Below are 25,710 nucleotides of genomic sequence, written 5' to 3' on the forward strand. Positions count from 1 at the left end.
AGGAGTACGGCCCCGGTCCGCCCCGCGCGGGCCGGGGCCGTTCGTCACGCCTCCGCGGCGGGGGCGGGGCCCGAGGAGCCGCGGACCGTCAGCCGCACCGGGAGGTCGACGGGCTCCGGCCGCTCACCCGCCAGGACGGCGAGGAGGGCCGTCATGCCCCGCCGGCCGAACTCCTCGGCGGGCAGCCGGACCGTGGTGAGCTCCGGTTCGACGGCGGTCGCGAGGGAGAGGTCGTCGAAGCCGGTGACGGAGAGGTCCTCGGGGACCCGCAGTCCGAGCCGCCGCGCCGCCTTGCAGACGCCCGCGGCGAGGAGGTCGTCGTCGCAGACCACCGCCGTGGGCAGGGGCCCGGGCGCGGAGAGGGCCCGGCCCGCCACCTCCCGGGCGTCCGCGACGTTCAGCGGCGACCGCACGGTGCGCACCTGCGCGCCCCGCAGCGCGTGGGCGAGGGCCGCGGCCCGGACGTCGAAGGTCCAGGAGGGCGCCGCCGACGCCAGGTGCAGGAAGCGGCGGTGCCCGAGGCCGAGCAGATGGGCGGTGACCAGGCGCATGCCCTCGGCGACGTCGAGGTTGACGTGGGCGGCGGCGCCGGGGCCCGCGGGGTCGCTGTCGAGCATCACGAGCGGCAGGTCGCTGCCGCGGAAGGCCTCCAGGGCGTCCGTCGCCATCGAGGAGGCCAGCACGCCGTCGAGGGCCGCCTGCGCCGACGCGAAGGGGTCGCGGGCGGGTCCGAGGCCGTCGGGGGCGGGGTAGAGCACGACGCCGAAGCCGTGGTCGGCCGCGACCGCCGCCGCGCCGGTGTACACGTGGGCGAAGAACTCGTTGGTGAGGGCGGGCACGACGAGCAGGGCGGTCCGGGTGCTGCCGAGGCGCAGGCTGCGCGCGGCGAGGTTGGGCCGGTAGCCGAGCTCGCGGGCGGCGGCCCGGACCGTGTCGGCCGTGCGTTCCGACACACGCCCGCGCCACTTGTCGCCGAGGACGAGGGACACGGTCGCCTGCGACACCCCGGCGGTGCGGGCCACGTCCCGGCTGGTGGGGCGGGCGCCTGCGGTGGGCTCGGGGGTGTGCACGGGGCCTCCGCGGGGGCGTTTGCGGTCTGCTGCTGGCTCGGTCGCGGGGACGCGCGGGGTGGACCCGCGTCCCGCCGACATGGTACGTATGAACACGGAAGTTATACGTAAAACCTCGGCGTGAGCCGACGGAGGGGAGACCTGCATGGCCACCGAGGCCACGGCACACGGCGGCTACCGAGACCTCCTGCGGGCGCCGCACGCGCTCCGCCTGCTGACCGGCACCCTCGTCGGCCGCCTGCCCAACGGCACCGGCCCCATCGCCATGACCCTCTTCGTCCGGGACCAGGGCGGCGGCTACACCCTCGCGGGCGGCCTCGTCGCCGCCTACGGCCTCGCCAACGCCGTCGGACAGCCGCTCCTCGGCCGGGCCGTCGACCTCAAGGGCCAGCCGCGCGTCCAGCTGCCCGCCGCCGTCCTCTCCGCCCTCGGCATGGCCCTCTTCGCCCTCGTCGGCATCGGGAACCTCCCCCTCGCCTACGCCGCCGTGGTCGTCGCCGGCTTCTTCACCCCGCCCCTGGAGGGCGGCCTGCGGGCCCTCTGGCCGAGCGTCCTGGGCCGCGAGGACCGCGTCCACCGCGCCTACGCCCTCGACGCGGTCGCCCAGGAGGTCATGTTCACCGTCGGCCCGCTCCTGGTGACCCTCCTCGTGGCCCTGTGGTCGCCCGCCGCCGCCCTCCTGGTCATCAACCTCATCGGCGTGCTCGGCGCCCTCTCCGTGGTGCTCTCCGCCCCCTCCCGGGCCTGGCGCTCCGCGCCCCGCGAGGCCCACTGGCTCGGCGCCCTGCGCTCCCCGGGGCTGCTCGCCCTGCTCGGCTCGTTCTTCTTCGTCGGCCTCGCGCTCGGCTCCATCACGGTGGCCGCCGTCGCCTACTCCGACGACCGCGGCACGCCGACCGTCTACGGCTGGCTGATGGCCGCCCTCGGCCTCGGCGCCCTCCTCGGCGGCGTGCTCTACGGCGCCCGGCAGTGGGCCGGCGCCCCCGAGCGGAGGCTGCGCGTCCTGGTGGCCCTGCTCGCGCTCTGCTACCTGCCGCTGACGCTCCTGCCCGGCCCGGTCGCCATGGCCGGCCTCTCGGCCCTCGCGGGCGTCTTCCTCGCCCCCTCGCTGGCCTGCGCCTTCATCGTGGTGGACCGGCACGCCCCGGCCGGCACGGTCACCGAGGCCTTCTCCTGGCTGGTCACCACCTTCGGCGTCGGCGCCGCCCTCGGTTCGGCCGCCGCCGGCCCCGCCGTCGAACTGGCCGGGACCGTGGCGGGGTTCGCCGTCGCGGGCGCGGGCGGCTTCGTGGCCCTCCTGGTGCTGCTCGCCACCGGCCGGGTCCTCGACGCGCCCGACGCGCCCGGACGCCGCACGCGACACGCCGCGGGCGGGGGCGCCGCGACCCCCGTACACACCGAAAAGAACGCCCTCTGATCGGAAAATGATCGGAACGGGAACGCCCAACCCGGTTTCAGCACAGGCCGTCAGGCGTAATGTTCAGACATGGACCGCCGCATTTTCGGGCTGGAGAACGAGTACGGCGTCACGTGCACGTTCAGGGGACAGCGCCGACTGTCTCCTGACGAAGTGGCGCGGTACCTCTTCCGCCGAGTCGTGTCATGGGGCCGCAGCAGCAATGTCTTCCTGCGGAACGGCGCCCGTCTGTACCTCGACGTGGGTTCGCATCCGGAATATGCCACACCGGAATGCGACGACCTGATCGAACTGGTCACCCACGACAAGGCCGGCGAGCGCATTCTCGAAGGTCTTCTCGTGGACGCCGAACGCCGCCTGCACGAGGAGGGAATCGCGGGCGACGTCTATCTCTTCAAGAACAACACCGACTCCGCCGGAAACTCCTACGGCTGCCACGAGAACTATCTCGTCGCCCGCCACGGAGAGTTCTCCCGTCTCGCGGACATCCTCATCCCGTTCCTGGTCACGCGTCAGCTGATCTGCGGCGCGGGCAAGGTCCTCCAGACCCCGCGCGGCGCCGTCTACTGCGTCTCCCAGCGCGCCGAGCACATCTGGGAGGGCGTCAGCTCCGCCACCACCCGCTCCCGGCCCATCATCAACACCCGGGACGAGCCGCACGCCGACGCGGAGCGCTACCGGCGCCTCCACGTCATCGTCGGCGACTCCAACATGTCGGAGACGACCATGCTGCTCAAGGTCGGCGCCACCGACCTGGTGCTCCGCATGATCGAGGCCGGCACCGTGATGCGCGACCTGACCCTGGAGAACCCGATCCGGGCCATCCGCGAGGTCAGCCACGACATCACCGGCCAGCGCAAGGTGCGCCTGGCCAGCGGTCGCGAGGCCTCCGCCCTGGAGGTGCAGCGCGAGTACTTCGAGAAGGCGTCCGACTTCGTCGACCGGCGGGGCATCCGCACCGGCACGGTCGCCCAGGTCCTCGAACTGTGGGGCCGCACGCTCGACGCGATCGAGCAGGAGGAGCTGGACCGCATCCAGACGGAGATCGACTGGGTGATGAAGTACAAGCTCATCGAGCGCTACCGCGCCAAGCACAACATGACCATGTCGAACCCGCGGGTCGCCCAGATAGACCTCGCGTACCACGACATCCACCGCCGCCGCGGGCTCTACTACCTGCTCCAGAAGAACGGACAGGCGGCGCGGATCTGCAACGACGTGAAGATCTTCGAGGGCAAGTCCGTGCCCCCGCAGACCACCCGGGCCCGGCTCCGCGGCGACTTCATCCGCCGCGCCCAGGAGCAGCGCCGGGACTTCACCGTCGACTGGGTCCACCTGAAGCTCAACGACCAGGCGCAGCGGACGGTCCTGTGCAAGGACCCGTTCCGTTCGGTCGACGACCGGGTGGAGAAGCTGATCGCCGGAATGTAGGACGAGCGGAAGAGCGGGTCGGGGCCCCGCGCGCGGGACGCGCGGGGCCCTGGACGTCACGGTCGGGTCCCCTAGAGTGTCGGGACCACTACTGTGCCGTCTGAGATCTGAGGAACACGTGCGCCGACTTGCCGGCCTTCTCGTCGTCCCGCTGCTGCTGCTGTCGACAGCGGCCTGCGGCAGCGACACCAAGGGCTCCGATAACGCCTCGATGACCAACGGGCTGCCCGCCATCACCGCGGGCGAGAAGTTCGGCGAGAAGCCGACCCTCTCGAAGGGCGAGGGCGACCCGCCCAAGGAGCTCAAGGTCAACGTCATCAGCGAGGGCGACGGCCCGGTCACCAAGGACGGCGACGCCCTCCAGGTCAACTACCTCGGTCAGACCTGGGACTCGACGACCCCCTTCGACAACAGCTTCGACCGCGGCGAGCCGTTCAGTCTCACCCTCGGCGCCGGCCAGGTCATCAAGGGCTGGGACCAGGGTCTGAAGGGCCAGAAGGTCGGCAGCCGCGTCGAGATCGGCATCCCGCCGGAGCTCGGCTACGGCGAGCAGGGCTCCCCGCCGAGCATCAAGGGCGGCGCGACCCTCGTCTTCGTCGTCGACATCCTGAAGGCGACCGTCATCCCGAAGTCCGCCGAGGGCACCGTCGTCGCCCAGGAGAACAAGGACCTGCCCAAGGTCGGCACCAACACCGACGGCAAGGCCCCCTCGCTGACGGTGCCGAAGGCCGCCGCGCCGAAGGCGCTCGTCTCCAACTACGTGATCGAGGGCAAGGGCGAGGCGGTCAAGTCGACCGACACCCTGACCGTCCAGTACCAGGGCGTCCTCTGGGACGGCACGCCGTTCGACAGCTCCTACGAGCGCGGCGCCCCGGCCACCTTCCCGCTGGCCAACGTCATCCCGGGCTGGACCAAGGGCCTGGACGGCAAGAAGGTCGGCAGCCGCGTGCTGCTCGTCGTCCCGCCGGCCGACGGCTACGGCGACCAGGCCCAGGGCAAGATCCCGGCCAACTCCACCCTCGTCTTCACGGTGGACATCCTCGCCAAGCAGTAGCCGGTTCCCGCGCGACCCGGCCCGCCGCGAGGTAGGTTGTCGGGGTCGCGCGGACCATCGTCCGCCCGGTTCCACCCGTATGAGGAGCACACTGCAGTGAGCATCGAGAAGCCCGAGGTCGACTTCCCGGGCGGCGAGCCGCCGGCCGACCTGGAGATCAAGGACATCTGGCAGGGCGACGGCGAGACCGCCGTGGCCGGCGACACGGTCAACGTCCACTACGTCGGTGTCTCCTTCGAGTCCGGCGAGGAGTTCGACGCCTCCTGGAACCGCGGCACCCCGCTGGAGTTCCCGCTCGGTGCCGGCATGGTCATCAAGGGCTGGGACAAGGGCGTCGAGGGCATGAAGGTCGGCGGCCGCCGCCAGCTGGTCATCCCCCCGCACCTCGCCTACGGCGACCGCGGCGCCGGCGCCAAGATCGGCCCCGGCGAGACGCTGATCTTCGTCTGCGACCTGGTCGGCGTGAAGAAGGCCTGACCCGGCCCGACGCACCGGTCGAGGGCCCCCGCCTCCGCGGCGGGGGCCCTCGGCTTTTGTCCGGACACCCCGGGGCGGTACGGTCGGACGTCCGAGAACGGAACCGGGGAAGAGGGTGCAGGGCGTCCATGGCGATTGCCAAGGCCGAGCGGCTCATGAATCTCGCGCTGTGCCTGCTCGGGACGCGCCGCGCGCTCAGCAAGCGCGAACTGCGCGGCTCCATCGAGGCGTACATGGAGGCCAGCGGGGACGAGGCCTTCAACCGCATGTTCGAGCGGGACAAGGACGACCTCCGCGAGCTCGGCCTGGTCATCGAGACCGTCGAGAACCTCGACGGCGAGACCGGTTACCTCGCGCGCCGCGACTCCAACCGCCTCCCGCCCATCACCCTGGACGCCGAGGAGGCCGCCGCGCTCGGCCTCGCCGCCAAGGTGTGGCAGCAGGCCCGCCTCGCCGGCGCCGCCAGCGGCGCCCTCCAGAAGCTGCGCGCCGCCGGCATGCCCGAGGCGGAGGACACGTACGAGATCCAGCCCAGCGCCCTCGAACCCCGCATCCCGGTCCACGAGACCGCCTTCGAGCCGCTGATGCTGGCCTGCCGCGACCGGCGCCCCGTCGTCTTCGACTACCGCAAGGCCAACGCCGCCCGCCCCGAGACCCGCCAGGTCGAGCCGTGGACCCTGGAGTGCTGGCGCGGCCACTGGTACCTGGCCGGCTGGGACCGCGACCGGGGCGCCGAGCGCGTCTTCCGCCTCTCCCGCATCACCGGCAGGGTCCGCTCCCGGGCCGGCGCCTTCACCGCGCCCGTGCCGGACGTCTCGACCGTCCGCGAGACGGTGGAGAGCTGGGCGGGGGAGACCGCCACCCGCTCCGCCCGCATCCGGCTCCGGGCCGGCTGCGGCTACCCGCTGCGGGGCCGCGCCACCGAGGTGCGCGAGGGTTCCGACGGCTGGGACGAGCTGGAGATCCCGTACGGGCACGGCCTCGACGCCTGGCTCGTCGAGTTCGGCCCCGACGTCGTCGTGCTGGAACCGGCCGGTCTGCGGGCCGACGTGGTGGAGCGGCTGCGCGCCGTCGCCAAGGGCTGAGGGGGAGAAGGACCGCATGGCTGCCAACGCGATCGACCAGACGAGGCGGATGCTCTCCCTCGTCACCTACCTCCGCGAGCGCCCCGGCGCCCACGTCGCCGACGTGGCCCGCGCCTTCGGCATCACCGAGGACGAGCTGATCTCCGACCTCGACGTGCTGCCCATGTGCGGCACCAGCTTCCGGGGCGGCGACCTCCTCGACATCGACACCGACGGCGACCGGATCTGGTGGCGCAATCCGGGCGCCCTCAGCGCGGAGGCCTCCGAGCCGCTCCGGCTCGCCGCCGACGAGGCCACCGCGCTGCTCGTCGCCGCCCGTGCCGTCGCCACCCTCCCGGGGCTGCGCGAGGGCGACCGGGACGCGCTGGTCCGCGCCACCGCCAAGCTGGAGGCCGCCGCCGGCGAGCAGGCCGGCGCCAGCGCCCGCCTGTCGGTCACCTTCGAGTCCGAGGGCGGCGTCTTCGCCGAGGTCGACCGGGCCATCTCCGAGCGCAAGCGGCTCTGGCTGCGCTACTACTCCCCGGCGCGCGACGAGCTCACCGAGCGGGAGGTCGACCCCATCCGCCTCTTCGCCGTGGGCCACACGTACATGGAGGCGTGGTGCCGCCTCTCCGAGGACCGCCGCACCTTCCGGCTGGACCGGGTGGCGGAGATCCGGATCCTGGAGGAGGCCGCCGCGCCGCCGGAGCTGGAGCTGCGGGACCTCTCCGAGGGGCTGGTCCACCCGTCCGCCGACGACCCCGAGGTGGTCGTCGAGGTCGGTCCCGGCGGCCGCTGGGTCGCCGAGTACTACCCGCACGACCGGGCCGAGGAGCTCGCCGACGGCGGTCTGCGGATCACCCTGCGCACCCCCGACCCGGCCTCGCTGAGGCGGCTCGCGCTGCGCCTCGGCAGCGACGGGCGGATCGTCTCGCCGACGGGTCTCGCGGACAGCGCCCGGGCGGCGGCGACCGCCGCGCTCGCCGCGTACGAGGGCGTGTGAACCGTCCTCTCACGAGAGCGGACGGCCCGTCCTCCGGCGGGGGCGGGGCCGGACGGGGCGGTTTTCCTGAAGGTGCAGCGGATCAGAGGCGGGGAGAGTAGAGAGATATGTCTGTGATTTCCGACATGTCGGCTTCAGTAGTCCCCGTCCTCTTCAAAGCCGCCTGCCCCGACTGCCGCTGCCGCTTCGAACTCGCCGCCGGGGCCCTGCGTCTGGCCATCGGGGCCAGTCGCCGCACGACGTTCTACTCCTTCACCTGCCCCGAGTGCGGCAGCGCGGTCCGCAAGCCGGCCGGCGAACGCATCGTCGAACTCCTGACCGGCGGAGGCGTCCGCACCCTCCGCCTCCACACCACCGCCTGACCGGCCTCCCGCACCCCAAGGACTAGGCTCGGCCCATGTTCTGGCCCATGCTCGCGATCGCCCTCGGCTTCCTCGGCCTCGCCGTCCTCGGCGTCCTCGCCGTCAGGGTCTTCCTGGAGGTGCGGCGCCTCGGCCGCCAGGTGGCCGTCACCGCGGAGCGCATCCAGCGCGCCGCCGACGACCTGGAGACCGCCGCCACCGGACTGGCCCGAACCGGCCGTTCCCTGCCCTGAGCCGGCTGCCGTACGCTGCCACGATCGGGCCTGATCAGGGCTCCGTGCGCGCAATCGGGAGTATGCACGGGCATTGCCCGACGTTTACTCCTGCGGGTTACGATCGCAGACAGCGCGGAGGCCGGACGCATGTCCGACCGGCCGGGCACGTACCCATCCGCCTCGGTGAGAAGAGAGACCACAGCCATGTTCCGTCAGATCGGTCCCCTTGAGATCAGCCTCATCCTGCTGGTCGTCGTGCTGCTCTTCGGCGCCAAGAAGCTCCCGGAGATGGCGCGCTCCCTGGGCAAGTCGGCCCGCATCCTGAAGAGCGAGGCCAAGGCCATGAAGTCGGAGAACCAGGAGTCCGCCGCCGCTCCCGCCGAGGCGCCGGCCGAGCCGGCCGCCCCCGCCCAGCGCACCATCAAGGCCGCCCCCGGCGACGTCACCGGTGGCCGTCCCGTGACCGAGGCGTCGGACACCACCCAGCGCTGACCCCGCACCCCGGCGCCGAACCGTTCGCCCCGCACGTACGCCGCCCAGCGGCCTGCCCGCACGAGATGAGGACGTGGGTTGCCCAAGTCTGCCCGCATGAAGAAGGAGAAGGATCCCGAGGGGCGGATGCCTCTCGCCGACCATCTCCGCGAGCTGCGTAATCGCCTCGCCAAGGCGATGCTGGCGATCGTCGTCGCCTCCGTGGTGGCGGCGTTCTTCAGTCAGCAGCTGATGACGCTTCTGTCGTCCCCCGTACCGAAGTGCCTTCCGGACACCTCCCTGTCCGCGAACACCGGTGGTCGGTGCGTCGTCCTCGCCTACCAGACCATGCTGTCCCCCTTCACCTCCACGGTGAAGGTGATCATGCTGGCGGGTCTTGTCGCCTCCAGCCCCGTCTGGCTCTACCAGCTCTGGGCCTTCGTCGCGCCCGGCCTCCACCGGAGCGAGAAGAAGTACACGTACTGGTTCGCCGCCATCGCCGTCCCGCTCTTCGCGGCCGGCGCCTTCACGGCGTTCCTGATCATGCCCGTCAGCGTGCGCGTCCTCATCAGCATCACGCCCGACGTCGCCTCGAACTTCCTCTCCCTCGACGACCTCCTGGACTTCACCACCAGGATGGTGCTCGTCTTCGGCCTCGCCTTCGAGCTGCCGCTGCTGCTGATCATGCTCAATCTCACCGGAGTGGTCACCGGCAAGCGGATGGCCGGCTGGTGGCGCGCGATGGTGATGGGCACCTTCGTCTTCGGCGCCGTCGCCACCCCCTCCACCGACCCGCTCGGCATGATCGCCCTCGCCGGGCCGATCATCGTCCTCTACTTCATCGCGGTCGGCGTCTCCCTCCTCAACGACCGGCGCAAGGCCCGGCGCAACCCCGACGCGGGGCTCTCCGACGACGAGGCCTCGGTGCTCGACCTCACCCCCGAGCCCGTCCCCGCCCCCCGCGCCCTGCCCGAGCAGGCCACCGGCGACACCGACGGAGCCCGTGCCCACCGCACGGGCGGCTACGACGACATCACCTGAGCGACCGTCTTGTAAGGTCCCCCCAGACTCCGTCCGGGGGGACCTTCGCCATGTCCAGCGACATCACGCTCATCGTCAATCCCACCGCGGGCCGCGGCCGCGGCGCCCACGCCGTCCGGCCCGCCGCGGACGCCCTGCGCGCCGCCGGGCACGCCGTCCGCACCCTCCTCGGCGCCGACCCCGCCGACGCCCTGCGCCGCGCCCGCGAGGCCGTCGCCGACGGCACCGGTGCCCTCGTCGCCGTCGGCGGCGACGGCATGGTCTCCCTCGCCCTCCAGGCCGTCGCCGGCACCGGCACCCCGCTCGGGGTGATCGCCGCCGGCACCGGCAACGACTTCGCCCGCTCCCAGGGCCTCCCCGTCCGCGACCCGGCCGCCGCCGCCCGCCTCACCGCCGCGCTCCTGCGCGACGGCGCGGCCCGCGCCGCCGACCTCGGGCGCGTCACGACCCCGGCCGGGCCCCGCTGGTACGGCACCGTCCTCGCCTCCGGCTTCGACTCCCGGGTCAACGACCGCGGCAACCGCATGCGGCTCCCCGCCGGCCGCTTCCGGTACGACCTCGCGATCCTCGCCGAGCTGGCCGCCTTCCGGCCCGTCCCCTACCGGCTCGTCCTCGACGGGCGCGCCGTCGAGACCGACGCCACCCTCGTCGCCGTCGGCAACGGCACCTCCTACGGCGGCGGCATGCGGATCTGCGCCGGCGCCCGCACCGACGACGGCCTCCTCGACGTCACCGTCGTCGGCGACGTGACCCGGGCCACCCTCCTCAAGGTCTTCCCCCGCGTCTACCGGGGCACCCACCTCGGCCATCCCGCCGTCACCACGTACCGCGCCCGCTCGGTCACTCTCGACGCGCCCGCCACCACCGGCTACGCGGACGGCGAGCCGCTCGGACCGCTGCCGCTGCGCGTCGACTGCGACCCCGGCGCCCTCATGCTCCTGGCACCCCCGCAGACCCGCGCCAAAGCCCCTCGATAAAGATCGCGTCACTGTCGGAGGGGGCGGGTAGGCTCGAAGACAAGATGACAGAGGACCTCACCCCAGCCGAGGCGTACGCGGCCGCACGCGCGCGCAACGCAGAGCAGGCCACCGCGCTGGCCCCCTTCCGAGAGATGTACGAGTTCGGTCTGGATCCCTTCCAGATCGAGGCGTGCCAGGCTCTCGAAGCGGGCAAGGGCGTGCTCGTCGCCGCCCCCACGGGCTCCGGCAAGACCATCGTCGGCGAGTTCGCCGTCCACCTCGCCCTCACCCAGGGCCGCAAGTGCTTCTACACGACACCCATCAAGGCGCTGTCGAACCAGAAGTACGCCGACCTCGTCAAGCGGTACGGCCCCGAGAAGGTCGGCCTGCTCACCGGCGACAACAGCGTCAACGGCGACGCGCCGGTCGTCGTCATGACCACCGAGGTCCTCCGCAACATGCTCTACGCGGGGTCCCAGACGCTCTCCGGCCTCGGCTACGTGGTCATGGACGAGGTCCACTACCTCTCCGACCGCTTCCGCGGCGCCGTCTGGGAGGAAGTGATCATCCACCTCCCCGAGTCGGTCACCCTCGTCTCCCTCTCCGCCACCGTGTCCAACGCCGAGGAGTTCGGCGACTGGCTCGACACCGTCCGCGGCGACACCGAGGTCATCGTCTCCGAGAGCCGGCCCGTCCCCCTCTGGCAGCACGTCCTCGCCGGCCGCCGGATGTACGACCTCTTCGAGGAGGAGACCGACCACGGCGGCCGCGCCGCCTCCCGCCGCGAGGTCAACCCCGACCTCCTCCGCCTCGCCCGCACCGAGAACCAGCGCACGTACAACCCCCGCGACCGGCGCCGCGGCAAGATGGTCCGCGAGGCCGACCGCGAGCGCGAGCGCCGCCAGCGCTCCCGGATCTGGACCCCCGGCCGCCCCGAGGTCATCGAGCGGCTCGACGCCGAGGGCCTCCTCCCGGCCATCACCTTCATCTTCAGCCGCGCCGGCTGCGAGGCCGCCGTCCAGCAGTGCCTCTACGCCGGCCTGCGGCTCAACGACGACGCCGCCCGCCTCCGGGTCCGCGAGATCGTCGAGGCCCGCACCGCCTCCATCCCCGACGAGGACCTCCACGTCCTCGGCTACTACGAGTGGCTGGAGGCGCTGGAGCGCGGCATCGCCGCCCACCACGCCGGCATGCTCCCCACCTTCAAGGAGGTCGTCGAGGAGCTCTTCGTCCGCGGCCTCGTCAAGGCGGTCTTCGCCACCGAGACGCTCGCCCTCGGCATCAACATGCCCGCCCGGTCGGTCGTCCTGGAGAAGCTCGTCAAGTGGAACGGCGAGCAGCACGCCGACATCACCCCCGGCGAGTACACCCAGCTCACCGGCCGCGCCGGCCGCCGCGGCATCGACGTCGAGGGCCACGCCGTCGTCCTCTGGCAGCGCGGGCTCGACCCGGACCACCTCGCCGGCCTCGCCGGCACCCGCACCTACCCGCTGCGCTCCAGCTTCCGGCCCTCGTACAACATGGCGGTCAACCTGGTCGACCAGTTCGGCCGGCACCGCTCCCGCGAGCTCCTGGAGACCTCCTTCGCGCAGTTCCAGGCGGACCGCTCGGTCGTGGGCATCTCCCGCCAGGTCCAGCGCAACGAGGAGGGACTGGAGGGCTACCGCGAGGGCATGACCTGCCACCTCGGCGACTTCGAGGAGTACGCGCTGCTCCGCCGCGACCTCAAGGACCGCGAGACCGAGCTGGCCAAGCAGGGGGCCGCCCAGCGGCGCGCCCAGGCCGCCGCGTCCCTGGAGAAGCTGAAGCCCGGCGACGTCATCCACGTGCCCACCGGCAAGTTCGCCGGCCTCGCGCTCGTCCTCGACCCCGGCATCCCCGCGGGCCGCACCAACGGACACCGCGGCTTCGAGCACCACGACGGACCCCGGCCGCTCGTGCTCACCGCGGAGCGGCAGGTCAAGCGGCTCGCCTCCATCGACTTCCCCGTCCCGGTGGAGGCCCTGGAGCGGATGCGCATCCCCAAGGCCTTCAACCCCCGCTCCCCGCAGTCCCGCCGCGACCTCGCCTCCGCGCTGCGCTCCAAGGCCGGGCACATCAACCCCGACCGGCACCGCAGGCAGCGCTCCGGCGCCGCCGACGACCGCGAGATCGCCCGCCTGCGGACGGCCATCCGCGCCCACCCCTGCCACGGCTGCGACGAGCGCGAGGACCACGCCCGCTGGGCCGAGCGCTACCACCGCCTCCAGCGCGACACCAAGCAGCTGGAGCGGCGCATCGAGGGCCGGACCAACACCATCGCCCGCACCTTCGACCGGATCGTCGCGCTCCTCACCGAGCTCGACTACCTGCGCGCCGACGACGTCACCGACAACGGCAAGCGGCTCGCCCGGCTCTACGGCGAGCTCGACCTGCTCGCCAGCGAATGCCTGCGCGAGGGGGTCTGGGAGGGGCTCGCCCCCGCCGAGCTCGCCGCCTGCGTCTCCGCCCTGGTCTACGAGGCGCGGCAGGCCGACGACGCCGTGGCGCCGAAGGTGCCCGGCGGCCAGGCCAAGGCGGCGCTCGGCGAGATGGTCCGCATCTGGGGCCGGCTCGATGCCCTGGAGGAGGAGTTCAAGATCAACCAGGCGGAGGGCGTGGGGCAGCGCGAGCCCGACCTCGGCTTCGCCTGGGCCGCCTACCAGTGGGCCTCCGACAAGAGCCTCGACGAGGTGCTCCGCGAGGCGGAGATGCCCGCCGGTGACTTCGTCCGCTGGTGCAAGCAGGTCATCGACGTCCTCGGACAGATCTCCGCGGCGGCGCCGAAGGAGAACAGCACGGTCGCGAAGAACGCGCGCAAGGCCGTGGACGCGCTGCTGCGTGGTGTGGTGGCCTACAGCTCGGTGAGCTGACACGTCGTCAAATGCCCGTCGAGAGGCCCGTGATGGAGACATCGCGGGCCTCTTTCGCGCGAACTCCCCGAGTTGTCCACAGGGCGTCGTCCACAGGGGTGGCGCAGTGCGGGAGCCTTCCGCTTGCATGGACTCGCACACAGGGAGACCGAGTGGGGGAGGGGACGTACGTGACCACGCACGCCGGGGCCGAGGCCGGGATCACCATCGCCGAAGGACCGCGCGGAGTGCCGCTCCTCGGCAACCTCCCCGCCTTCGGGAAGGACCCCCTCGCCTTCTTCGAACAGCTCAGGGACCGCGGCGACTTCGTCCGCTGGCGCTTCGGCCCCCGCCCCGCCCTCTTCATCGCCCACCCGGACGCGATCGGCGAACTGCTCACCGAGGTCGAGAACACCTTCGACCAGCCCGACCTCGGCATCGCCATCCGCACCCTCCTCGGCAACGGCGTGGTCGTCGCCAAGGGCCGGGACTGGCGCCGCAAGCGCTCCCTGGTCCAGCCCTCCGTCCGCCCCAAGCAGGTCCGCTCCTACGCCGCCACCATGGCGGAGTGCGCCGTCGGGCTGGCCGACCGCTGGAGCGACGGGCAGCGGATCGACATCAAGAAGGAGATGGCCGCGCTCACCCAGCTCATCGCCGTCCGGACCATCTTCGGGGCGGACACCGCGGCCGACGCCGAGGCGATCGGCAAGGCGATGGACGTGGCCCAGCAGGAGATCGGCGCGGAGCTCAGCGGCATCGGGGCGCTGCTGCCCGACTGGATCCCCACCCCCGGCCGCGCCCGCATCAAGCGGGCCACCGCCGTCATCGACGCGGAGGTCTCCCGCGTCGTCTCCCGCCACCGCGACGGCGACGAGGACCGCCCCGACCTCCTCAGCCGGCTCCTGACGGCCCGGGACGAGACCGGCGCCCGCCTCTCCGACCGCGAGATCCGGGACGAGACGGTCACCCTCTACATCGGCGGCCACGAGACCACCAGCTCCACCCTCGTCTGGGCCTGGTACCTGCTCTCGCGCAACGAGAAGGCCCGCCGGGCGCTCACCGACGAGCTGGACCGGGTCCTCGCGGACCACGAGCCCGGCCACGACGACTACGCCTCCCTCACCTACGCCCAGGCCGTGGTCAAGGAGACCCTCCGCCTCTACCCCACGATCTGGCTCCTCACCGGCATCGCCAAGGAGGGCGCCACCCTCGGCGGCACCCCGATCCCGCCCGGCACCCGCGTCTGGTCCAGCCAGTGGTCCACCCACCGCGACCCCCGCTGGTACGCCGACGCCGACGCCTTCCGCCCCGAGCGCTGGCTCACCGACGCCGAGGGACGTCCGGCGGAGGAGATCCCCGAATACGCCTGGTACCCCTTCGGCGGCGGCCCCCGGGTCTGCCTCGGTACCCGCTTCGCCCTCGTCGAGGCCGTCCTCGTCCTCGCGGTCCTCGCCCGCCGCTACGACCTGGACGTCCACCCCGACGAGATCCGCCCCGTCCCGAGCCTCACCCTCCAGCCGGACCGGGAGGTCTCGGCGACGGTGCGGATGCGGAAGAGGGGGTGAAGCCGATCAGGGGGTGAGGCCGACCGAGGGGTGAGGCCGGTCAGGAGGTGGGAGGCCGGCCGCGGGGTGAGGCCGGCCGTGCGGGGAGCCGGGGGCGGGGCGGAGCCGGCCGCGGGGTGAGGCCGGCTGCGAGGGGGAGCAGGGGGCGTGCGCGGGTGGGCGCGGCGGACGCTCCGGGGGCGGCGTCGAAGGCGTTCAGGGGGCGGCGGCGAGAGCGAGCGCCAGGGTGCGCAGGTCCGCCGCGCGCAACACCCGGTCGCCGGAGCCGGGCAGCGGCACGCGCAGAGGGGCCGTCCACCGGTCCGGGATCGCCGCGGCCCCGTGGACCGCACCGGCCAGCATGCCGGTGACGGCCGCCACCGTGTCCGTGTCGCCGCCGAGGTCGACGGCGGCCGCCAGGGCGTCCTCGAAGCCGGTGGTGGTGCGCAGCGCCCAGACGGCGGAGTCGAGACAGGGCCAGACGGCGCCGTTGAACTCCGTCGCGTCCTCCGGGCACCAGCCGGGCGCCAGGACGGTGGCCCATCGCTCCCGGTGGCCCGGCGCCACCTCGGCCAGGGCCTCGGGGATCGCGGCCTGCGGCTCCCCGCCGAGCAGGGCGACGCGGACCAGCTCGTGCAGGAGGGCGGTACCCTCCCACGCGGCCCGGTCCCCGTGGGTGAGGGCGGCGAGCCGGCGTCCGGCCTCCATGGTGGCGGTCCGGCCCCGGGCGGCGAAGCGGACGGCGGAGGTGGAGGCGCGCATCAGGCAGCCGTTGCCCGCCCCGCGGCCCTCCACGTGAAGATCGAGGGCGGCGGCCCGGTCCCACGGTTCGCCGCCGAGCAGCACCCGCTCCGTCAGGAGGCCGATGTCCTTGGGGTCGGCTGCCGCCCAGCGGCGGAAGCGGTCGAACACGTCCGGCAGGTCCAGCCCGTCACGGTCGAGCAGGGACTCCCCGACGAGGACGGCCATCTGCGTGTCGTCGGTGGCCTCGCCCGGGTCCCACCCGCCGCCCCCGTACAACTCCCCGGTGCCGTCCGGGAATCGGGAGCGGAACATGCCGGGAGGTCCGAACTCGAAGGGCGCGCCCAGGGCGTCGCCCACGGCGGAGCCGAGGACGGCGCCCGTGGCGCGGTCGGGGCAGGTCATGGGGTCAGGGTAGGTGGCTGGGGCGCGGGGTCGGGGGAGGGGGAGGGGGAGGGGGCGGGGGAGGCCCCCCGGAGGAAGAGGAGCGTGGTCGCCGCCGTCAGGAGGGCGATGGCCGCGGCCGTCGTCAGGGTCGTGGTGTCGGGGTGATGGAGGGGCTGGCCTCGGAGGGCCTGCCAGATGAGGAGGGCGAGGGTGGCCGCGTAGGCGGCTGCGGCGGTGAGGACGAGGCGGAGGTGGACGCGGGGGTCGGCGAGGCGGGGGAGGCGGGGCGCCAGGGCGGTGAGGGCGAGGAGGAGCAGCGGCAGCAGCTGGAGGGCGTGCATGCCGAAGAAGTGGGCGACGCGGAGGTCGCCGCCGGTGGCGGCCCAGCCGGTGACGGGGAGGGAGGGGCCGCCGTCCGGGACGCCGATGCTGTGGGCGCCGACGATCGGCGGGTCGTCGGCGGCGAGCTGGGCGGAGGTGGGCCGGGTCATCAGGAAGCCGACGGCGGCGCCCACGAGGGCGATCAGGGAGGAGAGGCGGACGGTCCAGGCGGTGGCGGGGTCGAGGAAACGGGTCCTCAGCAGGAGGACGGCGATGACCAGGGAGCCGATCCAGGGGACGACCACGGTGAGGCCCATGGCCTGGAAGACGGCGGCGTCGAAGGGGGTCTCCTGGTTGAAGTGGCTCTGCCGGCCGCGGACGACCTGGAGGGTGATCAGCACCATCTCCAGGACGCCGGCGGCGGTGACGACCGTGCCCGCCCACCACCCGGCCCGCCGGCCGCGCGGGAGCAGGCTCAGCATCCAGGAGAGCGACAGGCAGTAGGCGACGAACGACACGGCGAACTTGAAGGGCTTGGACCAGATCGGGGTTCCGGCGAGGGTGCGGTCGTCGAGCAGGATCCCGCCCGCGCTGATCAGAGCGAAGACGGCCATGGAGGCGGCGAACCAGAGCAGGGGCCGGTGCAGGCGGCCGTCGTCCGGGGGCGGGGAGGGCGAGCCGGAGGCGGGCGTGGGCGTGCGCGTGGACATACGGATCCCCCGTTGCCTTTATGGATAGTGGCGCTTGCCACTATCTGATAGTGCCACTATCTATGATGGAGGGGAGTCCGGCAAGGCCCGGAAGGCAGTGGAAAGGTGAACGCACGGTGCGCATCGGCGAGTTGAGCCGCAGGACCGGGGTCTCGGTGCCCACGATCAAGTTCTACGTACGGGAAGGACTGCTTCCGGCCGGTCGGCTGACGAGCCCGAACCAGGCCTCGTACGAAGAGACGCACGTGCGGCGGCTCCGCCTGATCCGCGCCCTGATCGACGTCGGCGGACTGTCCGTGGCGGCCGTCCGCGAGGTGATCGCCGCCGTCGACGATCCCGGCCGGCCGATCCACGACCTGCTCGGCGAGGCGGCCGTGCGCATGGTGCCCCGCTACGGCGCCGAGCCCGCCGGGGAGGACGGGGAGGACGGGGAGGGGGGCGGAGAGGAGGACGCCGGGCTGGTCGCGGCGCGCGAGCGGGTCGACGCGCTCATCCTGAAGCGGAACTGGCGCTGTTTCCCCGGCAGTCCGGCGGCGGAGGCCCTGGCGGTCGCGCTCGCCGCCCTCGGGTCCGTCGGCCACGAGCGGTTCGCCGAGGTGCTCGACGACTACGCGGAGGCGGCGGAGCGGGTCGCCCGGGCCGACCTGGACTACGTGGCCCACCAGGTGGCGCGCGAGGAGCTCGTCGAGAGCGTCGCCGTCGGCACCGTCCTCGGCGACGCGCTCTTCGCCGCGCTGCGGCGCCTGGCCCAGATCGACGCCTCCGACCGCCTCTTCGGCGGCGGGGAGCAGCGGAAGGAGTGAGGGGGGAGGGGGAGTGAGGAGCGGGGGAACGGGGAGGGGGGCGGGAGCCGGGTGCGGCTCCCGCCCCCCTCCCCGGGTGCGTCAGGTCGGTCAGACGGCCTGCGGGGGCTCCTGCTCCCGCTCCACCTGCTCGTTCCACTCGCGCTTGATCGCGCGCCAGGCCTCGTCCGTCTTGCCCAGGCGCCAGTAGCCCGAGATGGAGAGGCGCTCGCGCTCCACCAGGCGCTCCACGCGCAGGTGGCGGCGGAGCTCCTTCACGAAGCCGGCCTCGCCGTGGACGAAGGCGTGCACGTCGCCGGCCGGGAACTCCAGCTCCCGCACGGCCTCGACGAGCGCCTCGCCCACCGGTCGGCCGGAGCGGTGCAGCCAGGTGACCTCGATGCCCGCCTCGGTCGCGAACTTCTGCTCGTCGGCCGCGTCCTCGACCTCCACGAAGGCGTGCACCCGCGCGCCGGCGGGCAGCCGCTCCAGCGCCACCGCGATCGCCGGCAGCGCGCTCTCGTCGCCGACGAGGAGGTGCCAGTCCGCCGCCGGGTCCGGGGCGTAGCCGCCGCCGGGGCCGAGGAACCGCATCGTCTCGCCGACCTGGGCGCGGGCCGCCCAGGGCCCCGCCAGACCCTCGTCGCCGTGGACGACGAAGTCCAGGGTCAGCTCGCGGTGGACCGCGTCCCAGGCGCGCACGGTGTACGTGCGGGTGGTCGGCCACTCCTCGCGCGGACGCTCGGCCCGGATCCGCTCCATGTCGAAGGGCTCCGGATAGCTCACGCCCTCGGGGGCGAAGAGCAGCTTCACGTAGTGGTCGGTGAACGCGTCCGCCTCGAAGCCGTCCAGGCCCGGGCCGCCCAGGACGACCCGCACCATGTGCGGGGTGATCCGTTCGGTGCGCACCACGTGCGCCTCGGTGGCCCGGGGGGCCCTGCGCGCCGGCTGCTCTGCCACGGCGACTCTCCTGACTGCCTGGGGGTGGTGCCGTGCGGCACGCCTGGGACTTAGGTATGCCTAAGTTAGCACTCCCGGCCGCTCACGTCCCGGCGTGCCCGGCCGAGAGCACCGGCAGCAGCCGGCCGACCGCCCCGCCGAGGTTCCAGCGGGCCGCCAGCTCCTCCAGGGCCGCCGGGTCGCGGGGGGCGGCCGGGAGCGCCGGGTCGAACTCCGGCAGCGGCACGTCACGGGCCACCCGCACCACCGTCGGCGCCACGTCCAGATAGGCCGCCGCCTCCACGATCCCGCGCCGCTTGGCCGGGGTGAGCTTCGAGGCGGGGTCCCCGGCCGCCGCCCGGACGCCGGCCAGGTCGCCGTACTCGGTGATCAGCTGCGCGGCCGTCTTCTCGCCGATGCCCTTCACGCCGGGCAGGCCGTCGCTGGCGTCGCCGCGGAGCGCGGCGAAGTCCGCGTACCGGTCGGGGCGCACCCCGTACTTCGCGCGGATCAGCTCCGCGTCCACGAGGTCGCAGTCGCCGACGCCCTTGCGCGGGTACAGCACCCGCACCCCGCGGTCGTCGTCGACGAGCTGGAAGAGGTCGCGGTCGCCGGTGACGATGTCCACCGGGCCCTTCGCCCGCTCCGCGAGCGTGCCGATCACGTCGTCCGCCTCGTAGCCCGCCGCCCCGATCCGGGCGATGCCGAGGGCCGCGAGGACCGACTCGATCACCGGGACCTGCGGGGAGAGCGTGTCGGGCACCTCCTCCTCGTCCGGCCCGGTCTCCGTCTCCACGGCCACCCGGTGCGCCTTGTACGAGGGGATCAGGTCGACCCGCCACTGGGGGCGCCAGTCGTCGTCCCAGCACGCCACCAGGTCGTCCGGCCGGTGGTCCTGCACCAGGCGGCCGATGAAGTCGAGCAGTCCCCGCACCGCGTTGACGGGCGTCCCGTCCGGGGCGCGGACCGAGTCCGGCACGCCGAAGTACGCGCGGAAGTAGAGGCTGGCGGTGTCCAGGAGCATCAGGCGTCGCGTCACCCCCCGATCATGCCGCACCCCACCGACACCGGCGCGAGCCCCACCCGTGCCGGTGCGAACCCCACCGGCACTGACACGCATCCCAACCGCCCCGGCGCGAACCCCACCGGCGCCGACCCCGGACCGCCCTCCCCTCCGCTCCCCGCCCCCTCCCCGCTCCCCACCCCCTCCGCCCCCCCCGCCCCCGTCGTCGTGACCCCCGTCACCTTCGCGTTTGTCCCCGGGGGCCCAGGGCAGGCGCGAGCCCGGAGCGCACCCGGTAAGGGGTCCCAGGCAGTGGGCCCCGTACGCGACGGGTGGGCGGGCAGATCCCGCCGCGTTCCACGGCCCGGTCGCGGGGGTGGCGGGCCGTCCCTCCCTGCTACCCGTGAGGTGTATGTGTCCAGGCTTCAGGCCGACCACCTGTTCAAGGTGTTCGGCAGACGCCCCGCCGACGAATCCGACGCCGTCCGTGCCCTCGTGGCGGGCGCCGACCGCGACGCGCTGCGCGAGGACGGCGTCACCGCCGCCGTCGTCGACGCGTCCTTCGTGGTCGAGCCGGGGCAGATCTTCGTGGTCATGGGCCTCTCCGGATCGGGCAAGTCGACCCTCCTGCGCATGCTCAACGGCCTGCTCGAACCGACCGCGGGCCGCGTCCTGTACGACGGCGAGGACCTCACCGCGCTCTCCCCCCGCGCCCTGCGCGAGGTCCGCTCCCGCCGCATCAGCATGGTCTTCCAGCACTTCGCGCTCTTCCCGCACCGCACCGTCCTGGAGAACGCCGGCTACGGCCTGGAGGTCCAGGGCGTCCCGCGCGCCGAGCGCGAGACCCGCGCCGCCGAGGCGCTCTCCCTGTGCGGTCTGGCCGGCTGGGAGAAGTCCTGGCCCGACGAGCTCTCCGGCGGCATGCAGCAGCGCGTGGGCCTCGCCCGGGCGCTCGCCACCGACGCCGACCTGCTCCTCATGGACGAGTCCTTCAGCGCCCTCGACCCGCTGATCCGCCGCGACATGCAGGACCAGCTCCTGGTGCTCCAGAAGAAGCTGAAGAAGACCATCGTCTTCATCACCCACGACCTCAACGAGGCCATGCGCCTCGGCGACCGCATCGCCGTCATGCGCGGCGGCCGGATCGTGCAGCTCGGCTCCGCCGAGGACATCCTGGTCCGGCCCGCCGACGACTACGTGGCCTCCTTCATCCAGGACGTCGACCGTTCCCGGGTGCTCACCGCCTCCGCCGTCATGACCGACGCCGAGGGCCCGGCCGACCCGGACGCGCCGGTCGTCGGCCCGGACACGCTCCTGGCCGACTTGTGCGCCCTCGCCGCCGCGGGCCCGCACCCGGTGACCGTCCGGGACGCCGGCGGCTCCACCCTCGGAGTCGTACGGAAGGAAAAGCTCCTCGCCGTGCTCGGCGGGCTCGCGGCCGAGGAGGTGACCGTCGGTGCCTAGGCTCCCCCTCGGCTCCTGGGTCGACAGCTCCGTCGACTGGCTCCAGGCGCAGTTCGCGTGGCTCTTCGACGCCGTCAGCGGTGGCATCACCGGCCTGTACGACGGCATCGACGCCGTCCTGTCGGCGCCGCAGCCGCTGCTGCTCGCCGGCATCCTCGCCGTCGTCGCCTGGTGGCTGCGCGGCCTCGCCACCGGCCTGGTCTCCTTCGCCGGCTTCGCGCTCGTCGACTCCGTCCAGCTCTGGGACGAGGCGATGGCGACGCTCTCGCTGGTCCTCGTCGCCACGCTCGTCACCCTGGTGATCGCCGTCCCGCTCGGCGTCTGGGCGGCCCGGTCGAAGACGGTCAGTGCCGTGCTGCGGCCCGTCCTCGACTTCATGCAGACCATGCCGGCGATGGTCTACCTCATCCCCGGCATCATCTTCTTCGGCGTCGGCGTCGTCCCCGGCATCATCGCCACCATCGTCTTCGCGCTGCCGCCCGGCGTCCGCATGACCGAGCTGGGCATCCGTCAGGTCGACTCCGAACTCGTCGAGGCCGCCGAGGCGTTCGGCACCACCCCGCGCAACACCCTGTTGCGGGTGCAGCTGCCCCTCGCCGTCCCGACCATCATGGCCGGCGTCAACCAGGTCATCATGCTCGGCCTGTCCATGGTCGTCATCGCCGGCATGGTCGGCGGCGGCGGCCTCGGCGGCGCCGTCTACCGGGCCATCGGCAACGTCGACATCGGCCTCGGCTTCGAGGCCGGCGTCTCCATTGTCGTCCTCGCCATGTACCTCGACCGGATGACGGGCGCCCTGGGCCGCCAGGTCTCCCCGCTCGGCCGCCGCGCCCTCGCCAAGGCCCGCGCGGCCACCGCCAAGCGGCGCGCCGCGCAGCTGTGGGCGCACCGCCCGCAGCCCGTCACCGCGCTCGTCGGCATCGTCGTCCTCGCGCTCGTCGCGGGCGGCTCCGGCTTCCTCGGCACGGGATCCCCGGCCGGCGCCGCGTCCGGCCACGGCAAGAAGATCGGCATCGGCTACATCCCGTGGGACGAGGGCATCGCCTCCACCTACCTGTGGAAGGAGCTGCTGGAGCGCCGCGGCTACGAGGTGGAGACCAGGCAGCTGGAGGCCGGCGCTCTCTACACCGGGCTCGCCGGCGGGCAGCTCGACTTCCAGACCGACGCCTGGCTCCCCGTCACCCACGCCCAGTACCTGGAGAAGTACGGGAACAAGCTGGAGGACCTCGGCTCCTGGTACGGCCCCACCTCCCTGGAGCTCACCGTCCCCTCGTACGTGAAGGACGTGAAGTCCCTCGCCGACCTCAAGGGCAAGGGCGACCGCTTCAAGGGCCGCATCGTCGGCATCGAGCCCAGCGCCGGAATGATGGGCATCCTCAAGGACAAGGTCCTGAAGGAGTACGGCCTGGAGGGCGAGTACGAGGTCGTCGACGGTTCCACGCCCGGCATGCTCGCCGAGCTGAAGCGCGCCTCCGAGCGCAAGGAGCCGATCGTCGTCACCCTCTGGTCCCCGCACTGGGCCTACTCCGCCCACGACCTGACCAAGCTCGCCGACCCGAAGGGCGTCTGGGGCGAGGGCGACGGCGTCCACACCCTGGCCCGCAAGGGCTTCTCCGAGGAGAACCCCGAGGTCGGCGCCTGGCTGAAGGACTTCCAGCTCGACGAGGAGCAGCTCACCGGTCTGGAGGCGCAGATCCAGAAGACCGGCAAGGGCAAGGAGCAGGAGGCCGTCCGGACCTGGCTGGACGGACAGCCCGGCCTCGCGGAGCAGCTCGCCCCGCAGTGATCCGCACCGTCACCCGACGGAGAGGGGTGGTCGCCGAACGTACCGGCGGCCACCCCTTTCGGCACCCCTTTCCGCCACGACGCGAAACCCCGGTCCAAAGCTGCGTAAGGTGCAGGTAACCGGCCGGTGCGCGACGAGGCAGCCAGCAGAGGGAGGGAGCCGCCGTGGACGAGAAGGAAGCACCCCGCGTGGGCGCGGCCGTCAAGAGGCGCCGCAAGGCCCTCCGGCTCACCCTGGCGGTCGTCGCCTCCCGCAGCGGTCTCTCCGTGCCCTTCCTCAGCCAGATCGAGAACGAGCGCGCCCGCCCCAGCCGCCGCTCCCTGGAACTGGTCGCCGAGGCCCTCCAGACCACCGCCGGCGAACTCCTCGCCGCCGCCGAGGCCGCCCGCACCGTCGACGTCGTCCGCTCCGACGAGGGCGCCGCCGCCATGCCGGACGGGGTGCGCCGCCTGGTCCGGGGCCGACACCAGCTGCACGCCCTGGAGTTCACCGGCGAGCAGGACGCGGGCCGCGAGTTCCAGCACCGCAACGACGAGCTGCTCTACGTCGCCGACGGCGCCGCCGAGGTCGAGGCCGAGGGCCGTGCCCACCGGCTCGGCCGCGGCGACTCCCTGTACCTCTCCGGCGGCGTCCGGCACCGCTGGCGCGCCACCGAGCCGGGCACCCGCCTCCTCGTCGTCGCGGTCGCCGAGCACGTCGAGGTCGAGGAGGAGTGACGCGGCTCCGCGGGCGGGCCCCGCGCGTCGTCTCCCTGGTGCCCTCGCTCACCGAGGCGGTCGCCGTCACCGCGCCGGGCCTGCTCGTCGGCGCCACCGACTGGTGCGTCCACCCCGCCGGGCTCGACGCGGCCCGGATCGGCGGCACCAAGAACCCCGACGTGCCCGCCGTCCTCGCACTCCGCCCCGACCTCGTCCTCGCCAACGAGGAGGAGAACCGCCCCGCCGATCTGGAGGCCCTGCGGGACGGCGGCGCCCAGGTCCTCGTCACCACGGTCCGCACCCTCGACCAGGGCCTGACCGTCCTCGGGGAGGTCCTCGCCGCCTGCGGCGCGCCCCGCCGCCCGCGCTGGCTGGCCGAGGCCGAGGAGGCCTGGGCCGCCGTGGAGCCGGTGGCCGGCGGAGCCGCCGCGGTCGTGCCGATCTGGCGGCGGCCCTGGATGGTCCTCGGCCGGGACACCTTCGCCGGCGACCTCCTCGCCCGCCTCGGCGTCCGCAACCTGTACGCGGACCACCCCGAGCGCTATCCGCGCGTGCCGCTCGCCGAGCTGACCGGGGCCGGTCCGGAGCTGGTGGTCCTCCCGGACGAGCCCTACCGCTTCACTCCGGACGACGGCCCCGAGGCGTTCCCCGGGGCCGCGGCCGCGCTCGTCGACGGGCGGATGCTCACCTGGTACGGGCCGTCGCTGGCGCGGGCGCCCCGGCTGCTCGCGCGGGACCTTCGAGCAGCGCTCCGCTGAGCAGCCCGCGCACGGTGTGGACCCCGGCCACCAGCCAGGCCGCGGCGAGCAGCGCGTACAGCGCGACCGCCAGCCAGCGGAAGGCCTCAAGGCCGGTGTGGCGGGCGAGCCCCTCGGCACCGGTGACGCAGGTGCCGACGGGGAAGGTGAAGGCCCACCAGGTCATCGCGAAGCCCATGCCCGCGCGCCGGGCCCGCACCACCATCGCCCCGGCCAGTGCCAGCCACAGCAGGGCGAAGCCCGTGACCGGCACGCCGTAGAGGACGGCGAAGGCGGCGAAGCCGTGCGCGTAGGGATCGGGGAGGACGCCGGCCGCGGCGTCGGCGAAGGCGTTGGCGGCGGTGGTCGACTGCCCGAGCGGGCCGAGGACGAGGAAGAGCGTCGGGGTGAGCGCGAGCGGGAGCGGCCCGTCGAGGACCAGCCGGCCGAAGACCAGCGGCAGCATCACCAGGGTGGCGAGCAGGCTGATGCCGAACATCGCGTAGCAGGCGATCAGGAGGGTCTGCCGGGCCTGGCCCTCGGGCAGGTGGGGCAGGAGCAGCGGGCCGAGCGCGGCGGAGACCATGGGCGCGACGACGGGCAGCAGCCAGACGGGGGAGGCCTGTTCGATCCGGTGCCGGACCACCATCAGGTACGGCACGGTGACGGCGGCGGCCAGTCCCACGGCGGTCCCGGCGGCGAACAGGACGGTGTCCAGGGCGACGGCGGCGGGAAGGCCGATCCAGTCCCGGCCGAGGGTGAGCGTGCCGCCGCCGACGGCGAGCAGCGCCATCGACAGACAGCCGTAGAAGGGGGCCACGGCCGGGTCCAGGAGGTGGGCGCGGGCCTGGTCGCCGTGGTGGCGCCAGTGCGCGGCCCGTGCGGTGAGCAGGGTCAGCAGCATCGCGAGGGAGAGCGCCCAGACGGCGGTGCAGACGGTACGGAGACCGGGCACGGTGACGGGGAGCGCGGCCCCCGCGGTGCCGACGACGGAGGTGCCCATCACGGCGGCGTACCAGTTGGGTCCGAGGTGACGGACCGAGCGGGTCGTGCGGGCGCGCGGGGTGGTGGCGCCGAGGAGGGGGCCGGAGGGTGCGAGGCTTGCCATGGATCCACCGTCTCCCCTGGTCAGGGCCCCCACCAGGGATCATGGGCCTATGACGT

At 73.5% G+C, this 25,710-nt stretch carries 24 protein-coding genes; 18 read left to right on the forward strand and 6 right to left on the reverse strand.

Going from position 1 to position 25,710, the window contains the following annotated elements:
* Positions 1-44 precede the first annotated feature (44 nt).
* Positions 45-1,070: a LacI family DNA-binding transcriptional regulator gene (locus IE287_RS15880; RefSeq protein ID WP_229883513.1), complete on the reverse strand. Its 1,026-nt coding sequence runs from the start codon at positions 1,068-1,070 to the stop codon at positions 45-47.
* A 145-nt stretch (positions 1,071-1,215) separates the two neighbouring features.
* Between IE287_RS15880 and IE287_RS15885 the strand changes: the two genes are divergently transcribed.
* From IE287_RS15885 to IE287_RS15945, 13 genes are all read left to right on the forward strand, one after another.
* Complete coding sequence (locus IE287_RS15885) at positions 1,216-2,487, forward strand: MFS transporter (protein WP_189849700.1); 1,272 nt, start codon at positions 1,216-1,218, stop codon at positions 2,485-2,487.
* Between the two features lie 69 nt (positions 2,488-2,556).
* The gene (gene pafA, locus IE287_RS15890; RefSeq protein WP_189849701.1) at positions 2,557-3,918 is read left to right on the forward strand and encodes a Pup--protein ligase; all 1,362 of its coding nucleotides are present in this window, start codon (positions 2,557-2,559) and stop codon (positions 3,916-3,918) included.
* A 118-nt stretch (positions 3,919-4,036) separates the two neighbouring features.
* On the forward strand, positions 4,037-4,972 hold the full coding sequence (locus tag IE287_RS15895; RefSeq protein WP_189849702.1) for an FKBP-type peptidyl-prolyl cis-trans isomerase: 936 nt from the start codon (positions 4,037-4,039) through the stop codon (positions 4,970-4,972).
* Positions 4,973-5,068: 96 nt separating this feature from the next.
* Positions 5,069-5,449, forward strand: a complete 381-nt coding sequence (locus IE287_RS15900; protein WP_189849703.1) for an FKBP-type peptidyl-prolyl cis-trans isomerase — start codon at positions 5,069-5,071, stop codon at positions 5,447-5,449.
* A 128-nt stretch (positions 5,450-5,577) separates the two neighbouring features.
* Positions 5,578-6,534 carry a helix-turn-helix transcriptional regulator gene (locus IE287_RS15905; RefSeq protein WP_189849704.1) on the forward strand — a complete coding sequence of 319 codons (957 nt, stop codon included), beginning with the start codon at positions 5,578-5,580 and terminating at the stop codon, positions 6,532-6,534.
* 16 nt (positions 6,535-6,550) lie between these two features.
* Entirely contained in the window at positions 6,551-7,516 is a 966-nt protein-coding gene (locus IE287_RS15910; protein WP_189849705.1) for a helix-turn-helix transcriptional regulator, read from the forward strand.
* Between the two features lie 125 nt (positions 7,517-7,641).
* Positions 7,642-7,878 (forward strand): hypothetical protein, encoded by a 237-nt coding sequence (locus tag IE287_RS15915; RefSeq protein ID WP_373307852.1) that lies wholly within the window; start codon positions 7,642-7,644, stop codon positions 7,876-7,878.
* 35 nt (positions 7,879-7,913) lie between these two features.
* A complete protein-coding gene (locus IE287_RS15920; protein WP_189849707.1) occupies positions 7,914-8,111 on the forward strand; it encodes a hypothetical protein in 198 nt (65 codons plus the stop codon).
* Between the two features lie 186 nt (positions 8,112-8,297).
* Positions 8,298-8,585, forward strand: coding sequence for a Sec-independent protein translocase subunit TatA (gene tatA, locus IE287_RS15925; protein WP_189849708.1), 288 nt, complete (start codon positions 8,298-8,300; stop codon positions 8,583-8,585).
* Positions 8,586-8,711: 126 nt separating this feature from the next.
* Positions 8,712-9,605 (forward strand): twin-arginine translocase subunit TatC, encoded by an 894-nt coding sequence (gene tatC / locus IE287_RS15930; protein ID WP_189849851.1) that lies wholly within the window; start codon positions 8,712-8,714, stop codon positions 9,603-9,605.
* A gap of 50 nt (positions 9,606-9,655) precedes the next feature.
* The gene (locus IE287_RS15935) at positions 9,656-10,582 is read left to right on the forward strand and encodes a diacylglycerol kinase (RefSeq protein ID WP_189849709.1); all 927 of its coding nucleotides are present in this window, start codon (positions 9,656-9,658) and stop codon (positions 10,580-10,582) included.
* A 44-nt stretch (positions 10,583-10,626) separates the two neighbouring features.
* The gene (locus IE287_RS15940) at positions 10,627-13,455 is read left to right on the forward strand and encodes a DEAD/DEAH box helicase (protein ID WP_189849710.1); all 2,829 of its coding nucleotides are present in this window, start codon (positions 10,627-10,629) and stop codon (positions 13,453-13,455) included.
* 170 nt (positions 13,456-13,625) lie between these two features.
* Positions 13,626-14,999 carry a cytochrome P450 gene (locus tag IE287_RS15945; protein ID WP_189849711.1) on the forward strand — a complete coding sequence of 458 codons (1,374 nt, stop codon included), beginning with the start codon at positions 13,626-13,628 and terminating at the stop codon, positions 14,997-14,999.
* A gap of 195 nt (positions 15,000-15,194) precedes the next feature.
* Here IE287_RS15945 and IE287_RS15950 read toward each other — a convergent pair whose 3' ends face one another.
* Positions 15,195-16,124 carry an ADP-ribosylglycohydrolase family protein gene (locus IE287_RS15950; protein WP_189849712.1) on the reverse strand — a complete coding sequence of 310 codons (930 nt, stop codon included), beginning with the start codon at positions 16,122-16,124 and terminating at the stop codon, positions 15,195-15,197.
* On the reverse strand, positions 16,121-17,041 hold the full coding sequence (locus tag IE287_RS15955) for a hypothetical protein (protein ID WP_189849852.1): 921 nt from the start codon (positions 17,039-17,041) through the stop codon (positions 16,121-16,123). Before IE287_RS15955 ends, IE287_RS15950 begins: the two co-directional genes overlap by 4 nt.
* A 212-nt stretch (positions 17,042-17,253) precedes the next feature.
* Here IE287_RS15955 and IE287_RS15960 point away from each other — a divergent pair, with 212 nt between their 5' ends.
* On the forward strand, positions 17,254-17,940 hold the full coding sequence (locus IE287_RS15960) for a MerR family transcriptional regulator (protein WP_189849713.1): 687 nt from the start codon (positions 17,254-17,256) through the stop codon (positions 17,938-17,940).
* A gap of 90 nt (positions 17,941-18,030) precedes the next feature.
* Here the strand turns inward: IE287_RS15960 and IE287_RS15965 are convergent, their stop codons facing one another.
* Entirely contained in the window at positions 18,031-18,879 is an 849-nt protein-coding gene (locus tag IE287_RS15965; RefSeq protein ID WP_189849714.1) for a siderophore-interacting protein, read from the reverse strand.
* Positions 18,880-18,961: 82 nt separating this feature from the next.
* Positions 18,962-19,882, reverse strand: a complete 921-nt coding sequence (locus tag IE287_RS15970) for a 5'-3' exonuclease (protein WP_189849853.1) — start codon at positions 19,880-19,882, stop codon at positions 18,962-18,964.
* Positions 19,883-20,275: 393 nt separating this feature from the next.
* Here IE287_RS15970 and IE287_RS15975 point away from each other — a divergent pair, with 393 nt between their 5' ends.
* From IE287_RS15975 to IE287_RS15990, 4 genes are all read left to right on the forward strand, one after another.
* A complete protein-coding gene (locus IE287_RS15975) occupies positions 20,276-21,325 on the forward strand; it encodes a quaternary amine ABC transporter ATP-binding protein (protein WP_189849715.1) in 1,050 nt (349 codons plus the stop codon).
* Complete coding sequence (locus IE287_RS15980) at positions 21,318-23,111, forward strand: ABC transporter permease/substrate binding protein (protein WP_189849716.1); 1,794 nt, start codon at positions 21,318-21,320, stop codon at positions 23,109-23,111. The genes IE287_RS15975 and IE287_RS15980 overlap by 8 nt, the downstream gene beginning before the upstream one ends.
* A gap of 164 nt (positions 23,112-23,275) precedes the next feature.
* A complete protein-coding gene (locus IE287_RS15985) occupies positions 23,276-23,827 on the forward strand; it encodes a helix-turn-helix domain-containing protein (protein ID WP_189849717.1) in 552 nt (183 codons plus the stop codon).
* The gene (locus IE287_RS15990; protein ID WP_189849718.1) at positions 23,824-24,567 is read left to right on the forward strand and encodes a helical backbone metal receptor; all 744 of its coding nucleotides are present in this window, start codon (positions 23,824-23,826) and stop codon (positions 24,565-24,567) included. The genes IE287_RS15985 and IE287_RS15990 overlap by 4 nt, the downstream gene beginning before the upstream one ends.
* Here the strand turns inward: IE287_RS15990 and IE287_RS15995 are convergent.
* A complete protein-coding gene (locus IE287_RS15995) occupies positions 24,494-25,654 on the reverse strand; it encodes a TDT family transporter (protein WP_189849719.1) in 1,161 nt (386 codons plus the stop codon). The genes IE287_RS15990 and IE287_RS15995 overlap by 74 nt on opposite strands.
* Positions 25,655-25,710: the final 56 nt, after the last annotated feature.

The sequence above is a fragment of the Streptomyces omiyaensis genome, from assembly GCF_014650895.1.
GTDB lineage: Bacteria > Actinomycetota > Actinomycetes > Streptomycetales > Streptomycetaceae > Streptomyces > Streptomyces omiyaensis.

Bases quoted from the DNA above. Each gene is read 5' to 3' on its own strand.
- tatC (WP_189849851.1), top strand. From the start codon at position 8,712: ATGCCTCTCGCCGACCATCTCCGCGAGCTGCGTAATCGCCTCGCCAAG.
- IE287_RS15905 (WP_189849704.1), top strand. From the start codon at position 5,578: ATGGCGATTGCCAAGGCCGAGCGGCTCATGAATCTCGCGCTGTGCCTG.
- IE287_RS15910 (WP_189849705.1), top strand. From the start codon at position 6,551: ATGGCTGCCAACGCGATCGACCAGACGAGGCGGATGCTCTCCCTCGTC.
- IE287_RS15995 (WP_189849719.1), bottom strand. From the start codon at position 25,654: ATGGCAAGCCTCGCACCCTCCGGCCCCCTCCTCGGCGCCACCACCCCG.
- IE287_RS15955 (WP_189849852.1), bottom strand. From the start codon at position 17,041: ATGGCCGTCTTCGCTCTGATCAGCGCGGGCGGGATCCTGCTCGACGAC.
- IE287_RS15920 (WP_189849707.1), top strand. From the start codon at position 7,914: ATGTTCTGGCCCATGCTCGCGATCGCCCTCGGCTTCCTCGGCCTCGCC.
- IE287_RS15885 (WP_189849700.1), top strand. From the start codon at position 1,216: ATGGCCACCGAGGCCACGGCACACGGCGGCTACCGAGACCTCCTGCGG.
- IE287_RS15940 (WP_189849710.1), top strand. From the start codon at position 10,627: ATGACAGAGGACCTCACCCCAGCCGAGGCGTACGCGGCCGCACGCGCG.
- IE287_RS15950 (WP_189849712.1), bottom strand. From the start codon at position 16,124: ATGACCTGCCCCGACCGCGCCACGGGCGCCGTCCTCGGCTCCGCCGTG.
- IE287_RS15970 (WP_189849853.1), bottom strand. From the start codon at position 19,882: ATGCTCCTGGACACCGCCAGCCTCTACTTCCGCGCGTACTTCGGCGTG.
- tatA (WP_189849708.1), top strand. From the start codon at position 8,298: ATGTTCCGTCAGATCGGTCCCCTTGAGATCAGCCTCATCCTGCTGGTC.
- IE287_RS15935 (WP_189849709.1), top strand. From the start codon at position 9,656: ATGTCCAGCGACATCACGCTCATCGTCAATCCCACCGCGGGCCGCGGC.
- pafA (WP_189849701.1), top strand. From the start codon at position 2,557: ATGGACCGCCGCATTTTCGGGCTGGAGAACGAGTACGGCGTCACGTGC.
- IE287_RS15915 (WP_373307852.1), top strand. From the start codon at position 7,642: ATGTCGGCTTCAGTAGTCCCCGTCCTCTTCAAAGCCGCCTGCCCCGAC.